The organism is Roseofilum sp. Guam (assembly GCF_017746735.1).
Lineage (GTDB): Bacteria > Cyanobacteriota > Cyanobacteriia > Cyanobacteriales > Desertifilaceae > Roseofilum > Roseofilum reptotaenium.
Genome location: NZ_JAGHZN010000061.1, coordinates 57,628 through 70,399, shown reverse-complemented (window position 1 = coordinate 70,399; position 12,772 = coordinate 57,628). Strand labels below are relative to the sequence as shown.

The following is a 12,772-nucleotide window of genomic DNA, read 5'->3' as shown; positions in this document are numbered from 1 at the left end:
AGACCATAGATATTATAACTTCCAGAAGTCCTCCTCCAATAAAGCTATAATCAAGCTAATCGTACTTGCAGGTTAGCGATGACACAACAACCCATAGAAATAGAAGGAACTTGGGAAGAAATTATGGCCCATTCAGCCCAACTCGCTGGATGTAGCGTGTACGTGACGGTACTTTCCCATCCACCTCAAACCCCATCTTCAGAAAAACCCTCCTCATTTCGTCCAGCTTCCGGCCATTCCTTATTAAGACATGCAGGAACCTGGGCCGGTAATGACTTGGAAGAGTGCTTAGAGAGCGTGTACAAAACCCGCAGCCCTCTAGAATTTTAATCATGTATCTACTCGACACCAATCATTGTAGCCGCATTATTCAGGGAGATAGGGCCGTAATCAACCGCATTATTGAGGTGGGGGAATCACAAGTTGCCACCTGTGTCATCGTTCAGGGTGAATTGCTCTACATGGCCTATAAGTCGGAACAAAAAGCTAGAAATCTGGCGCAGATAAACCTGTTTCTCGAAGATATTCGCATTTATCGCATTGATGACGTGACTGCCAATATTTATGCTGAGTTTAAGGCAGAAATTTTAGAGTATTTTGGCCCCAAAGAGAGAAATAAGCGTAGAAAAATCAGGATCGAAAACTTGGGAATTGGCGAAAATGACTTATGGATTGCTGCGATCGCCTTACGCAACGGATTAACCCTTGTTTGAGGAGACAGGGATTTCCAACGGATGCAAGTAGTAAAAGCACTACCCTTAGAATCCTGGTTGGCAAACTGATAGAATTTAGACAACAGACAAAACTCAATAATATTCCATTTCTAGCAAAAATCGGCGATCGCCCCTTTTCCTCCTTGAGTAAAGCTATAATCAACCTAAATTGTGCTTGCAGGTTAGCGATCGATAAGGCGGTTATGGGATATCTCACCATCATTAGCGAAACCGGTTTTCCTCATTCTGTGTGTTGGTTTGAGTACAACAGTAGATCGGAATGGTATGCCTTCAAACCCAAAATCCCCAAATTCCCCCTCTGTCCTGGGTATATCGATCGCTCCAATAGAACTCGCTACATCAAACACTTAGTCAAATTTGAAATTTCTGACTCCGACTTAGAGCAAACGATTAACCAAATTTTCAGCAAATACCGAAAATTAATCTACTGCATTGGTAGAGGCCCTGATTGCGTTACCCTATCTGTAGACGTAGCTCAGTGGTGTGGTTTAACCATCCCACCACCCCCTAATCGGATTCCCGGTCATCTCGTATCTAATTTAGCTAAACTCAATCTCAGTTTAGTCCAACAACACTATTAAATGGATTTGAAGTGGAGAGGTGCGATCGCATTCTAGTGGACTGTTTCATCTAATTTGATTCATTAGATTGTAGTGAGGGATTGAGCAATCTCCAGCTAGGCTTTTAAGCACTCTTCGTGCTTACTACAAACAAAGCACTATTTTAGGTGAAACAATCCACTAGACTTCGGCCCCTATGAACCAAAAACTTGATTTATGATGGGCAAGAATTGACACAACTATAATCGATTAATCGCGGCTAAATCTTCTCTGGAAATCGCTGTAATTTCCCCTGAATTCTGGTTTTGAAAAAGGGCAGTAAATGCACCTGCGCCTAGCCCTTGGTGAGGCCAGAGTCGATAGCAAGGAAGGTGGGTGAGATGGGATTGGTAATCGAGAAGATGGGGAACGGGGACGGGTTGAAAGTGGGGATATTTTTTCAGTAACCACTGACAAATTTGCTCGTTTTCTTCGAGGGAATAGGTGCAAGTCATGTAGAGAAGATAGCCTTGGGGAGCGACCAATTGGGCGGCATTGCCGATGATGCGTTTTTGCCGGTTTGCGTTGCGGTTCAGGGTGACTTTATGGAAACATCCGGGGACTTTTTTCTGTTTCAAAAGTAGGGATTGACCGCTACAGGGGGCATCGACGAGGACGAGTTGGAAGGCTTGGGAAAAGTCTTGGGCAAGCAGTTGGGGGTCGAGTTGGGTGGCGATAATGCTTGTCCTCACCTGCTGCTCTGAAAGGTTAGCAACTTGACACCGCCTTAAGTTAGCCATCAGAGTTCCCAGGCGCTTACCCACAACTTCATTGCACAGCAGTAAATCCGGTTGCAGATTATGCCAGGTGAATAAACTTTTACCTCCTGGAGCGGCACAAACATCGATCGCCGTTTTAATATCGGAAAGTTGCAACAGAGGAGATGCTGCAAACACAGAAGAAAAGTCTAGACAATAATAGGCTCCGCGATCGTGGGCCGGATGTTTTCCCGGTTGCGCTCCTAAACTGAGTCGATCCACCCGATCCGGTTGCCAGGGTTGAGGCGGTTCCACGGTAAACGGACGCTCTGAAGGAGGGTCTTCACACCAGAGAATACAGGGATGTAAAGGAGGTGGCTGATCGAACGCTTGGATAAACCGATCGCGCAATTGTGGATCGCTCCAGAGGCGATCGCTAAACTGCTTCAAAAGTTTAGAAGACATCCATAAACAATAGGCAACAACACCTTACGATCTTAAGATGGATTGCTAATCCCAATAAAAATAAAAATCATCCACACTAAATTGTCCATCAAATGCCGAAAAATTAATCCGGTAAATATCAGGTGTCTCTGTTATTAACGTCAACAGGGTATTAGGAGCAATTGAACCGTTCAAAGTAGCCAAATTTGCTTCTGATAACTCCGTATAGGCGATCGCCTCATTCTCTCTATTAAATCCTGTCAACGTAATCCGTCGCGAGCTAGTTACATAACAACTTACAGCCCGAATAGGCTGAGTAAATAGAACTTCCATCCAACCACTTTTGGGGCCAGCAATGAGTACCATGCTTCCTGACTTCGGAGGATAGGCAGGATTCGAGGGTTGAAGGGCGATCGCATTGCGAAACTGGATACCCCAGTGTTCAAACTGGTGGTTAGCCACTTCAAACCCTTGCAAGGTTTCTAAATCCAAATAAATTCCCTTTTCCTCCTCAGCAGAGGACGGTAACCCAGATTCTGTGATATCCGCAGGATTAGACACGGCCGTTGGTTGTTCACTTAAGCGATCAAAGGGATAGATAATCCTCTCGGACGAAGTCTGAGAGCGGTTCACGTACAGATGCCGATTAGATTCTCCAATAGAAACCACAGATTCGACAACCGGAGTTGTTGATACTCTATCAGATAGGCGAAGATGACGCTGAGATTTACCCTGTCGATTCAGTTTTGAGGTCGCCATCTGCTGTGCTGGTGTCATAACTCTCTGTCCCGACAAACTGTCACCTAGAATACTTTATTTTCCGCAAAAACTAGAATGAGGGGTTTTACCCCTCATTCACATTATGTCCTATTTACCCATTTTTAGCTCCTTAACCGGATTAATGGACTTGATAAAAGGTCACCGCACTATTGCCATAAATCTTTTGGCGAAGAATTTCTAAGCCATCCAGCTTATCTGGAGGAGGCAATTGGGGGGAATGTTCGACGGCAAGTTCTCCCATATCACAGAGCAGATGCAGATCGGCGATCGCCTCCAACACAGGCTGATACAATGAACTTTGGTAAGGTGGATCGAAATAAATGCGATCGAAGCTCTCTGCCTCTAAGCGCTGTACCCGCTTCAGCACATCCCCACAAAGCACCTGAAATCGGTCTGGCGATGCCATCTGTTGCCAATTTTGGCGAATCACCCCACAAGCACGAGAAGACTGCTCAATCCCCACCACCCAACTCGCTCCTCGACAGAGCGCTTCGGCTCCCATTGAACCACTGCCAGCACACAAATCTAGCCAGCGACAGCGAGCGATCGAACCTTGCCAAATATTAAATACCGCCTCCCGTACCCGTCCCACCGTTGGGCGAGTCAGAGAACCAGGAAGGGTTTTAATTACACGATTACCATAAATACGCATAAGCAAAAGGTTGCCCTGCCATCTCCCTTAAATTAAAACCAATGTCTTAATTTAGCATTGTGCAAACAATTTTTAAGGGTCTATAATTCAGCAGCCAATCATTGTTGGGTAGGCAGGACCAGAGTTGTTGAAGTTAATAGCTTAAACCGGAGATCGTGTTACCCTACTGAGGTACAAAAGAAAAAAATTGAGGGAGAACACTCAGGTAAGACCGGAGATAAGGGAGTGAGCAGTACGAATTATCAGCCAGAATTAGATCGAGTTCAACGGGAAGTTAATCGGTTATTAGATAGGGCAGAAAGGGCAGCGCATATTTTTAGTTGTTATACAACAGAGCAAGTCCAACAAATTGTTGAGGCAATGGTTCAAGCCGGCAAGGAAAAGGCTGAATTTTATGCTCAATGGTTGGTTCGCGAAACAGGCTACGGTAACGTTGAGGATAATGTAAAAAAAAATCTAGATTGTTCAGTCGGATTGCTGAACCGATATCGCATTGCTGATTTCATCGAGCCTAAGATCGATGAAGACAAGAAAATCATTAGTTTTCCAAAACCCGCAGGAGTCATAGCTGGCTTAATCCCCAGTACCAATCCCGTGATGACAGTCTATTACAAGGCCATTATCAGTATGATGACCCGCAATGCGATTATTTTTTCTCCCCATCCTGCGGCACAACATTGCTCGATTCACGTTGTAGATTGGATGGCAGAAGTTGCTGAACGAGCAGGGGCACCCTCTGGTGCAATTCAGACCATTCGTCAACCGAGCCTTCTAGCACTCAATTCTTTAATGGAATCCCCCCAAATTAGCACGATTCTGGCAACAGGGGGCCCTAAACGAGTCCGTGCGGCTTATCGTTCAGGGAATCCTGCGATGGGTATGGGACCGGGGAATGTGCCCTGTTTTGTACATGAGTCGGCTGATATTGAGAGGGCTGCTGCACAAATTATTGCCAGTAACAGTTTCGACCACGCGCTACCCTGTGTTTGTGAATCGGTGGTGTTGGCCGATTGCACTATTGACTCCCAACTCAAAGAGGCTTTAGGGCGATCGGGAGGGTATTTTGTAACCGATAAGTCCGCCCAAAAACTACGCAACTATCTGTTTTTGGAGACCGGATTAAATCCTGAAGCGATTGGGAAAAGTGCCCTTTGGATTGCTCAACAAATTGGGTTTTCTGTCCCGAAGGATACTAAAAGTTTGCTCGTCGAAATTGATGCAGTGGGCGATCGCGAACCCCTCAGCCAAGAGAAAATGTTTCCCGTGATGGGGTACATTCGAGTGGAGGGCATAGAGGGGGCAATTGAGAGAGCTGTTGCCATGTTGGAGACGATCGGTAAAGGTCACTCGGCGGTGATTCACAGCCAAGATCCGGCGATCGTTGCTCGTTATGCGGCGGCGTTACCCGTCTGCCGAATTGCAGTCAATACCCAAGGCGTTGAAGGCTCTAGTGGCGTGTCCACAAATTTGACTAGAGGACCAGTGATTGGTACGGGATTTTTCGGAGGCAGTTCAGTGGATGATAATATCGGCCCTCAATACTTAGTACAGTGGTCTCGTGCGGCTTATCCCGCAGACTCGACTGTTGCTCTACCAGATATGGCAGAGGCGATCGCGCAAGCATCTTCCCGAGAGGCTTAAACTCATGACAACGCTTTCCGGTACGGTGCAAATGAAACGAGTGGGAGAAGGAAACAACATCGCTCTCTTCGTCCTCGATCGCCCAGAAAAAGCGAATGCTTATCATGATGGGATGATTTGCCAGTTCGCAGAACAGTATGCTGAGGCGGCGAGCGATCGCACCATTCGCGCGGCTATTGTGACGGGAGCCGGAGAGAAAGTTTTTTGTGCTGGTGCCGATATTTCCAGTTTAGGCGATCGCTCCTATGCTGAGGGATTAAATCTACAGAGCCGGCAGCTTTTTGATGATTGGGCTAATGCTCCCTGGCCAACGATCGCAGCGATTCAAGGGCCTGCCATTGCTGGGGGTTTAGAATTGGCCCTGGCTTGTGATTTTCGCATCTGTAGCCCTTCGAGTTGGTTCTCTCTACCTGAAGTTGATTTAGGCTTAATTCCCGCTGCTGGAGGCGTTCGTCGGCTGACCAAATTGGTAAACGAAGCGAGGGCAAAAGCGATCGTTCTCTTTGGACAAAAAGTCGATAGTGCCACCGCGCTACAGTGGGGACTGGTTTCTCAAATTAGCGATCGCGTAGGGGAGGATGCCCTTGAGCTTGCCGAAACTGTAGCTCAACGAGACCCCCTGGCAATGCACCTCGCTAAACTGGCAATACAATCCGTTCATGGTAGTTTGGGAGATAAAACTGTCGAAGCAGTTGCTCAAGCACTGCTCTACCAGCGAAAAATAGAGACAGAATAAGCATTATGGTCGCGCCCAAATCACTCATGCAATCTTCCGTAATTCCTTCCAAATCTCCCCGACTTATTGCGATCGGGACTGCAACTCCTCCACAAAAATACACCCAGACTGAGATCTTAAAAATTTTCAACATCACTAATCCAAAAACTCGCAAAATTTTCAGTAATTCTCATATTAAATCCCGTCACCTTTGTTTACCCAAACCCAATCCAGAGGGTCAGAGGCTGCAAGAAAGCCAAGGTGATTTATTAGAGAAACACAAACAGATTGCGCTCGAGATCGGACAGTCAGCTATCAAAAAAGCCTTAGAAAAAGCGGGACTCAATCCTGAAGATATTGACTATATTAGTGTCGTATCAACTACAGGTTTGCTCTGTCCAAGCCTGAGCGCACTTTACATTAAAGAGATGGGGATGCGTCGGAATGTTCAACGGATTGATATTGTTGGCATGGGTTGCAACGCAGGATTAAATGGTCTTCAACCAGTCGTCAATTTTTGTGCCCTCAATCCAGAGGCAATCGGTCTCCTCCTTTGTGTTGAAGTGTGTTCTGCTATGTATGCAATCGATGATACATTAAATGCAGCAGTGGTCAATTCGTTATTTGGAGATGGTGCAGGTGCGGCGATCGTTTCTGGCCGAGCTTTTCTGGAGTTATCCACTGGGCCCAAAATTCTCGGCTTCAGTTCTCACCTGATTACTGAGGCGATCGATGCAATACGGCTTGATTGGCAAGCAACTCACTATGCCTTATATTTGGATCGACAAATTCCTTATCTTTTGGGACGCAATGTTAAAATCCCCGTAGATCGCTTGCTCGATCGCTTTGATCGCAAACGTCGAGATATTCAGCATTGGGTGATTCATTCCGGGGGGCGAAAGGTGATCGATTCGATCAAATATGCTTTAAATATTACCGAGCATGATGTGCGCCATACCACCCATATCCTGGAAAATTATGGTAATTTATCGTCAGCTTCTTTTCTCTTCTCTCACGAACGACTATTGCAGGAAGGAGTTGCTCAAGTGGGAGAATCTGTCTTGATGATGACGATGGGACCCGGTTCAACCATTGAATGCTGCTTGGGGGAATTCTAAGGAATGATACAATACACCACATTAAAACTCACTAAACTGGAAACGATCGCCCATATCAACTTGCAATGGTCAGATCCAAGTCAATTGAATGCAGTCTGCTTGTCAGAATTGATCGTATTAATGAACGATCTCGAAGATGACGAGACTTGCAAACTCATCATATTTTGGGGATTGAATACTCAGCAATCTCAGATCGCCATACCACCTGCATTTGACGATTGTAGCAAATGGGAAAAAGTTCTCCGGCGACTAGAAGGATTTGCGGGGGCATCCATTGCGGCGATCGATGGCTATTGTACCCGGTTTTACTTTCAACTTGCTCTTGCTTGCGATTATCGAGTCTCGACGGCGCGATCGCTCTTTCAAATGCCAGAAGTTAAAGAAGGGTATTTACCGGGAATGGGAGTGTTCCGATTGGCAAAATATACCGGAATTGGCGTTGCTCGTCGCTTGTTGTTTACTGGTACTCAATTTTCTGTTGAAGAGGCGATCGCACTGGGAATCGTCGATCGCGCCTGTGAAACGACTGCATTGGAACAGACCATTGAAGAGGTTCAGCAGGCGTTGATGCCCATTCACCCTCAAGTCCTACAAAATACCCGTAGACTCCTCGGTGAATCTTTTGCCACGTCTTATGAAGATGCGATCGGACATTATTTAGCTGTACAGGATCTATGCCTGTCTCAATTGTCAGACAGAACATAACCTATTCCCTATTCCCTAGCGCGCAGCGCTATAATTTATGATTCCTTATCAACAAATGTTTTGCCTTTTAGACTATCGCATTGTCTCCCACTTTACGGAGGCCTGTATTAGCCTTGGGGTATTCGATCATCTTGCCACCCATTCTTTATCTGTATCAGAGTTAGCCGAGCGAAGCGGCACTCATCAGCGATCGCTCCATCGTTGTTTGCGGGGACTCGCTCATTTTGACTTATTCGCGCTCGAACCGGATGCTAATCCTTCTCGGTCTATGGTTTCTCTGACCGACGTTTCACAACATTTAGTCCTGAACTCAGAATTTTCCCTTAGACCATGGCATCACTTCTGTCAGTTAGCCCAGTCCAGAAAACATGAACAACGACGTACTCTGTGGAAAGAACTATTACAAACGGGCAAAAGTATTTATCAGCTTGGGCGCGATCGCCTCTTCTACGATTACCTCCGAGAACATCAGGATTTAGCCGCCGCTTTCGATCGCGCGATGGAATCGATGTCGCGGGTCGAAATTCGGGATATTTTGCAAGGGTTTGACTTTTCTCAATCCCAACAGATTGCTGAAATTGCCGGGGGAAATGGGGCGCTCATTACCGGAATTTTAGAAAAGTACAAAGGTATTCAGGGGCAACTGTTTGATGTTCCAGACACGATCGCTCGCGTATCTGTTCGACCGCGCTTGCAGGCGATCGGAGTTGATATGCAGGTTACATTGCCCGATATTCCGGGGGATGGCATCCTAAAACGCATTTTGCATTCCTATTCTGATGAACAGGCACTCACGATTCTCACCCATGTCAGGCAGGCCATGCACGCTGGCAACAAGCTATACATTTTTGAACTAATTGAAGATGACCAAGTCCGCAACCCCTATATTGGCATCAAAAACTTGCAGATGTTGTTGGTACATGGCGCACCAGGAGCAAGTGGAGGCCCCGGAGAACGGACTCAATCCGAGTTTGCCTCTTTACTCGAGAGCGCAGGCTTTGAACTGGTTAACATTCAACCCTTGTCATCGATCAACGCAATTGTAGCGGTGTATCCCTAGTCTTCTCCCGGAATCCCTTCAGGATGCCAGATCCGAATCCGCTTCTCTTTTAACGCCTTCTCTTCTTCAAACAAACTCTCAAGTTCTGCTACTTTGGCTTCACCAATTCCGAGCTTGCCCGCCATTTTACGAATCGTCGCTTTTTCTCCGTCACTGTAGTCCCCATCTGCAGCCGAAGCCTGAATTGCCTCATAAACGAGAACATAACGTCCCTTTTTGGCTAGGGGATCGCTGAATACGAGTTTTTCGATATCATCCGTTGTGCCAGTTCCGTTGAAATTTCTCAGTTCATCAATTTGGCTCTCACTCATCTCAGGGTGGTAGGTTGTGGCATGACCAATGACCCAATCCCGTTCGGGTTGTGAGAGTTCTCCATCTCCATTGGCACACAGTAGCAGTGCTTTGTACCAAATTACAGAAGTCTCAGGGGGAAGAGTTTTGGTAATTCCGTAGCGATCGGTTTTAATCCAAGGGGCTGGTCCGTAGGTTTCATACATGGGTAGTATGCTCCATTGACAACTTCATCCGGAGTATATCATTGTTCATTACTCGTTACGCCCCCTCACACTTTTAAGGGAAAATAGAAATTGTTGTATTCGATCGAGGACAATTTCCGGGTGAATTTTCAGTCAGTCATCGCTACCTTAAATCAGTTTTGGGCCGATCGCGGGTGTTTGGTTGTCCAGCCCTATGATACGGAGAAAGGGGCAGGTACGATGAGTCCCCATACGTTTCTGAGGGCGATCGGGCCAGAACCTTGGTCTGTCGCTTATGTCGAACCCTGTCGTCGTCCCACCGACGGACGCTATGGAGAAAATCCTAACCGTTACCAGCACTATTATCAGTATCAAGTGCTGATGAAACCTTCTCCCAATAACATTCAGGATCTTTATCTGGACTCCTTACGGGTTCTCGGTATTCAGCCTGAAGATCACGATATTCGCTTTGTCGAAGATAATTGGGAATCTCCCACCCTAGGCGCTTGGGGAGTCGGTTGGGAAGTTTGGCTCGATGGCATGGAAGTCACCCAATTTACCTATTTTCAGCAATGTGGAGGCATTGATTGTCATCCCGTTGCCATTGAAATCACCTATGGTTTAGAGCGTTTGGCTATGTATCTGCAAAATGTGGAAGCGCTCACCGAAATTCAATGGAGCGATCGCCTCACCTATGGCGATGTTCACCTGCAAGGGGAGATCGAGCAATGCACCTACAATTTTGAAGCCTCTAATCCAGAATTACTCTTTAAGTTATTTGAACTCTATGAACAAGAAGCCACTCAACTGATTGACAAAGGCTTAGTTACTCCCGGTTTAGACTATGTACTTAAATGCTCCCATAGCTTTAATTTACTCGATGCCAGGGGCGTAATCGCTGTAACGGAACGAACGCGCTATATTGGCAGAATCCGTAGTTTAGCCCGCAAGATAGCCCATCTGTATCTGGAGCAACGGGAGAAGTTAGGCTTTCCCTTATCCATTAAAAATTAAAAATGGGGAAAATTCCCTCTCCCACGGGAAAGACATATAGGGAGAGGGCAAGCTTATGGTTTGAAATAACATCGTAATTCCAGGAGTTAGTTAAAGCGATGAAAACTCTATAGCGCTTCGCGCTAGGGAATAGGGAATAGGGAATAGCTTGAAGCCTTAGAACCTAAGCCATACAAGCTATTGCAAAGCAAGCCTATTGCTAGAGTGCCTCAAACCATAACTTCACTGTCCTAATCAACTCTTTCACTGCTATAGCATGTCCAGTTAAACAGTATTCCCCGATTCTCTGTTACCTTATAATTCCCATTGACTCAACTGTTGGGCAACCAAAGAAACAAAAATCTCTGTAGATTCGTAGGGTAAAACATTGCGTCCTGGGATTTTTTTTCCTTCTCCATTGGGCAGATGGGCGAGATATTTAGTCAGCCATTGATCGGCTTTTTCTTGCTTTCCTTCTTTGCTAATGCTGGAGGCTTTTTCACCCACGGCTACGAGAGTGGGTTGGGAAATTTTCCTAATGGCTTCTTGATAATCTCTGCGCCAAAATCCAGCCAAAAAAGAAAACACAGCATGGCGACTAGCGGGGTTTTGAGCGCCAACTTGGAGGGTATCTAACCATTCATCATCCACGTGCTTAGGTTCGCCAAAGAGTTGACGTATGGAAAAGGATTCTAAAAACTGACGACGACGAGCATAACGATAAAACGCTCTACCCAGGGGGGAATCAAAGCCATTCCAGAGGAGACGATTTTGCCAATCAGGACTCGTTTGTGTTATGACTGGCCAAGCCGGTGGAGTAGATAAGACAAGTGCTTTAAGCCAGGAGTGACTATTTTGCTGTTGTGTTAAAGCAATTGCCACAGGAAATAAGGCCCCCTGAACCACCAAAATTACCGGTTGTTGAATCACCGTTTCGATAAAATAGTTAAGTTGCTCCGCCCAATCTTCGGGAGTATAGGCAACTCGCGGCATATCACCTTCACCGCATCCGAGCAAATCCGGATTATAAATCGGTTGGCTATAGCCTCGATCTCGCCACTGAGTAATAAAGCGATCCCAAAACCTACGGGATAATCCCACGCCAATCGGATGGAGAAGGAGCAGAGGAGTAGTTTGGGGATCGGATTGCGGTGAAGAACTGACTTCATAGGCACAGCGATAAGTTTTCCAGGTATAATATTGAGTCTCTGAAAGGCTTGCGTGTTTCATGATTGGTTCCGATGATGATTTAAAGTCATGTGTATTCGACACATTCAATCGTTACTCAGATTAAATAAATGTAACAGATTGCCGTAGGATCAAGGTTTAGGCTGATAAGAGAGGGAAGGATTTCGGGAGTCAATGGGATGATAAGAGTAAACTATCGATCGCGATCCCCTCGTGTGCGAACCTGGGGTTTAATTTTGCGCTATGGTGTAGTGGCGATCGCCATTACCTGTACTGGAACCGTTTCCGGATTAGTCAGTGTTTTGGGATCGGGAATTGCCCTCTTGTTAATCACCAGAGGAGATGAAGGAACCTCAGCCTCAGTATTCACGGGCATTGCCGCTTGGATAGGATGCAGTAGTTTAATCAGCCTCCTAGAAGGTAATAGCCTAGAATTTTTTACCTCCGGTATTACCTCCTTAGTGCTGTTTAGCCTCGGCATTCTCAAATTCTGGAATCTAATCGAACAAATTGAACGCTCAACTTCTCTGTAGATTGATACAATACAGGTATTGCTCCGATCCAACCTTGTCCTGTCAATCTTTAAGGGATAATGACTCAATCCCCCCTTTGTCAATACCTATCTCAATGGGCGAAACTCGAACCCCAACGTTGTCGCCAGCGCAATAGCCGCAGTTTTGAAGTGATCTATCAAGGAGATTGGTACTCTGTTGCTGATTATCCCGGTAGTCATGGCATGATTATTGCGGCAGTTTTGGATAGTTGTCAACAACGACAAATTTCCTGTTCCTTTGAATATGTACCCCAATCTTTAGATACACCGGATAAGCTCCAAATCTCCTGTCAATCCGATCGGGTTATTCAACATCAAGATCCTGAAATTCTGACTAAAATTCCAGAATTTTTACTCGAACAATATTTGATAGCTCTAAAAGAAAATCAAACCGTTGCCCAATGTTCTTAGATACG

16 protein-coding genes are annotated in these 12,772 nt (G+C 46.0%); 11 read left to right on the top strand and 5 right to left on the bottom strand.

Features of this window, described 5'->3' with window-relative positions:
* Window positions 1-78 precede the first annotated feature (78 nt).
* From J7529_RS20940 to J7529_RS20930, 3 genes are read left to right on the top strand one after another with little or no spacing between them, the layout of a single operon-like run.
* Window positions 79-330 carry a hypothetical protein gene (locus tag J7529_RS20940; RefSeq protein ID WP_318730569.1) on the top strand — a complete coding sequence of 84 codons (252 nt, stop codon included), beginning with the start codon at window positions 79-81 and terminating at the stop codon, window positions 328-330.
* A gap of 2 nt (window positions 331-332) precedes the next feature.
* On the top strand, window positions 333-713 hold the full coding sequence (locus tag J7529_RS20935; protein ID WP_318730568.1) for a type II toxin-antitoxin system VapC family toxin: 381 nt from the start codon (window positions 333-335) through the stop codon (window positions 711-713).
* Window positions 668-1,315, top strand: coding sequence for a hypothetical protein (locus J7529_RS20930; protein ID WP_318730567.1), 648 nt, complete (start codon window positions 668-670; stop codon window positions 1,313-1,315). The genes J7529_RS20935 and J7529_RS20930 overlap by 46 nt, the downstream gene beginning before the upstream one ends.
* Window positions 1,316-1,533: 218 nt before the next feature.
* Here J7529_RS20930 and J7529_RS20925 read toward each other — a convergent pair whose 3' ends face one another.
* The 3 genes from J7529_RS20925 to rsmD all read right to left on the bottom strand — a co-directional run bounded on the left by J7529_RS20925 (window position 1,534) and on the right by rsmD (window position 3,907).
* Window positions 1,534-2,496 (bottom strand): RsmB/NOP family class I SAM-dependent RNA methyltransferase, encoded by a 963-nt coding sequence (locus J7529_RS20925; protein WP_318730566.1) that lies wholly within the window; start codon window positions 2,494-2,496, stop codon window positions 1,534-1,536.
* Between the two features lie 45 nt (window positions 2,497-2,541).
* Window positions 2,542-3,252 (bottom strand): hypothetical protein, encoded by a 711-nt coding sequence (locus J7529_RS20920; RefSeq protein ID WP_318730565.1) that lies wholly within the window; start codon window positions 3,250-3,252, stop codon window positions 2,542-2,544.
* 121 nt (window positions 3,253-3,373) lie between these two features.
* The gene (rsmD, locus tag J7529_RS20915; RefSeq protein ID WP_318730564.1) at window positions 3,374-3,907 is read right to left on the bottom strand and encodes a 16S rRNA (guanine(966)-N(2))-methyltransferase RsmD; all 534 of its coding nucleotides are present in this window, start codon (window positions 3,905-3,907) and stop codon (window positions 3,374-3,376) included.
* 225 nt (window positions 3,908-4,132) lie between these two features.
* On the opposite strand from rsmD, the gene J7529_RS20910 reads away from it, so the two are divergent.
* The 5 genes from J7529_RS20910 to J7529_RS20890 are packed head-to-tail and all read left to right on the top strand — an operon-like array spanning window position 4,133 to window position 9,146.
* Window positions 4,133-5,548, top strand: a complete 1,416-nt coding sequence (locus J7529_RS20910; RefSeq protein ID WP_318730563.1) for an aldehyde dehydrogenase family protein — start codon at window positions 4,133-4,135, stop codon at window positions 5,546-5,548.
* A 4-nt stretch (window positions 5,549-5,552) separates the two neighbouring features.
* A complete protein-coding gene (locus tag J7529_RS20905) occupies window positions 5,553-6,284 on the top strand; it encodes an enoyl-CoA hydratase/isomerase family protein (RefSeq protein WP_318730562.1) in 732 nt (243 codons plus the stop codon).
* A 26-nt stretch (window positions 6,285-6,310) separates the two neighbouring features.
* The gene (gene dpgA, locus J7529_RS20900; RefSeq protein WP_318730561.1) at window positions 6,311-7,381 is read left to right on the top strand and encodes a 3,5-dihydroxyphenylacetyl-CoA synthase DpgA; all 1,071 of its coding nucleotides are present in this window, start codon (window positions 6,311-6,313) and stop codon (window positions 7,379-7,381) included.
* Window positions 7,382-7,384: 3 nt separating this feature from the next.
* On the top strand, window positions 7,385-8,086 hold the full coding sequence (locus J7529_RS20895; RefSeq protein WP_318730560.1) for an enoyl-CoA hydratase/isomerase family protein: 702 nt from the start codon (window positions 7,385-7,387) through the stop codon (window positions 8,084-8,086).
* Window positions 8,087-8,123: 37 nt separating this feature from the next.
* Window positions 8,124-9,146 carry a methyltransferase gene (locus tag J7529_RS20890; protein WP_318730559.1) on the top strand — a complete coding sequence of 341 codons (1,023 nt, stop codon included), beginning with the start codon at window positions 8,124-8,126 and terminating at the stop codon, window positions 9,144-9,146.
* On the opposite strand, the gene J7529_RS20885 is transcribed toward J7529_RS20890, so the two are convergent.
* On the bottom strand, window positions 9,143-9,643 hold the full coding sequence (locus J7529_RS20885; protein ID WP_271939717.1) for a TerB family tellurite resistance protein: 501 nt from the start codon (window positions 9,641-9,643) through the stop codon (window positions 9,143-9,145). The genes J7529_RS20890 and J7529_RS20885 overlap by 4 nt on opposite strands.
* Before the next feature lie 120 nt (window positions 9,644-9,763).
* Here J7529_RS20885 and glyQ point away from each other — a divergent pair, with 120 nt between their 5' ends.
* Window positions 9,764-10,636 carry a glycine--tRNA ligase subunit alpha gene (glyQ, locus tag J7529_RS20880; protein WP_413038950.1) on the top strand — a complete coding sequence of 291 codons (873 nt, stop codon included), beginning with the start codon at window positions 9,764-9,766 and terminating at the stop codon, window positions 10,634-10,636.
* A gap of 294 nt (window positions 10,637-10,930) precedes the next feature.
* Here the strand turns inward: glyQ and J7529_RS20875 are convergent, their stop codons facing one another.
* Complete coding sequence (locus tag J7529_RS20875; RefSeq protein WP_318730558.1) at window positions 10,931-11,845, bottom strand: alpha/beta fold hydrolase; 915 nt, start codon at window positions 11,843-11,845, stop codon at window positions 10,931-10,933.
* Window positions 11,846-11,982: 137 nt separating this feature from the next.
* Here J7529_RS20875 and J7529_RS20870 point away from each other — a divergent pair, with 137 nt between their 5' ends.
* Both J7529_RS20870 and J7529_RS20865 read left to right on the top strand, forming a co-directional pair.
* Window positions 11,983-12,336 carry a hypothetical protein gene (locus tag J7529_RS20870; protein ID WP_318730557.1) on the top strand — a complete coding sequence of 118 codons (354 nt, stop codon included), beginning with the start codon at window positions 11,983-11,985 and terminating at the stop codon, window positions 12,334-12,336.
* Between the two features lie 59 nt (window positions 12,337-12,395).
* Window positions 12,396-12,767, top strand: a complete 372-nt coding sequence (locus J7529_RS20865; protein WP_271939713.1) for a hypothetical protein — start codon at window positions 12,396-12,398, stop codon at window positions 12,765-12,767.
* The last annotated feature ends 5 nt before the right edge of the window (window positions 12,768-12,772 follow it).

Bases quoted from the DNA above. Each gene is read 5' to 3' on its own strand.
- J7529_RS20930 (WP_318730567.1), top strand. From the start codon at position 668: ATGGATTGCTGCGATCGCCTTACGCAACGGATTAACCCTTGTTTGAGG.
- J7529_RS20895 (WP_318730560.1), top strand. From the start codon at position 7,385: ATGATACAATACACCACATTAAAACTCACTAAACTGGAAACGATCGCC.
- J7529_RS20925 (WP_318730566.1), bottom strand. From the start codon at position 2,496: ATGTCTTCTAAACTTTTGAAGCAGTTTAGCGATCGCCTCTGGAGCGAT.
- J7529_RS20935 (WP_318730568.1), top strand. From the start codon at position 333: ATGTATCTACTCGACACCAATCATTGTAGCCGCATTATTCAGGGAGAT.
- J7529_RS20940 (WP_318730569.1), top strand. From the start codon at position 79: ATGACACAACAACCCATAGAAATAGAAGGAACTTGGGAAGAAATTATG.
- rsmD (WP_318730564.1), bottom strand. From the start codon at position 3,907: ATGCGTATTTATGGTAATCGTGTAATTAAAACCCTTCCTGGTTCTCTG.
- J7529_RS20870 (WP_318730557.1), top strand. From the start codon at position 11,983: ATGATAAGAGTAAACTATCGATCGCGATCCCCTCGTGTGCGAACCTGG.
- J7529_RS20875 (WP_318730558.1), bottom strand. From the start codon at position 11,845: ATGAAACACGCAAGCCTTTCAGAGACTCAATATTATACCTGGAAAACT.
- J7529_RS20865 (WP_271939713.1), top strand. From the start codon at position 12,396: ATGACTCAATCCCCCCTTTGTCAATACCTATCTCAATGGGCGAAACTC.
- dpgA (WP_318730561.1), top strand. From the start codon at position 6,311: ATGCAATCTTCCGTAATTCCTTCCAAATCTCCCCGACTTATTGCGATC.
- J7529_RS20885 (WP_271939717.1), bottom strand. From the start codon at position 9,643: ATGTATGAAACCTACGGACCAGCCCCTTGGATTAAAACCGATCGCTAC.
- J7529_RS20905 (WP_318730562.1), top strand. From the start codon at position 5,553: ATGACAACGCTTTCCGGTACGGTGCAAATGAAACGAGTGGGAGAAGGA.
- J7529_RS20920 (WP_318730565.1), bottom strand. From the start codon at position 3,252: ATGACACCAGCACAGCAGATGGCGACCTCAAAACTGAATCGACAGGGT.
- J7529_RS20890 (WP_318730559.1), top strand. From the start codon at position 8,124: ATGATTCCTTATCAACAAATGTTTTGCCTTTTAGACTATCGCATTGTC.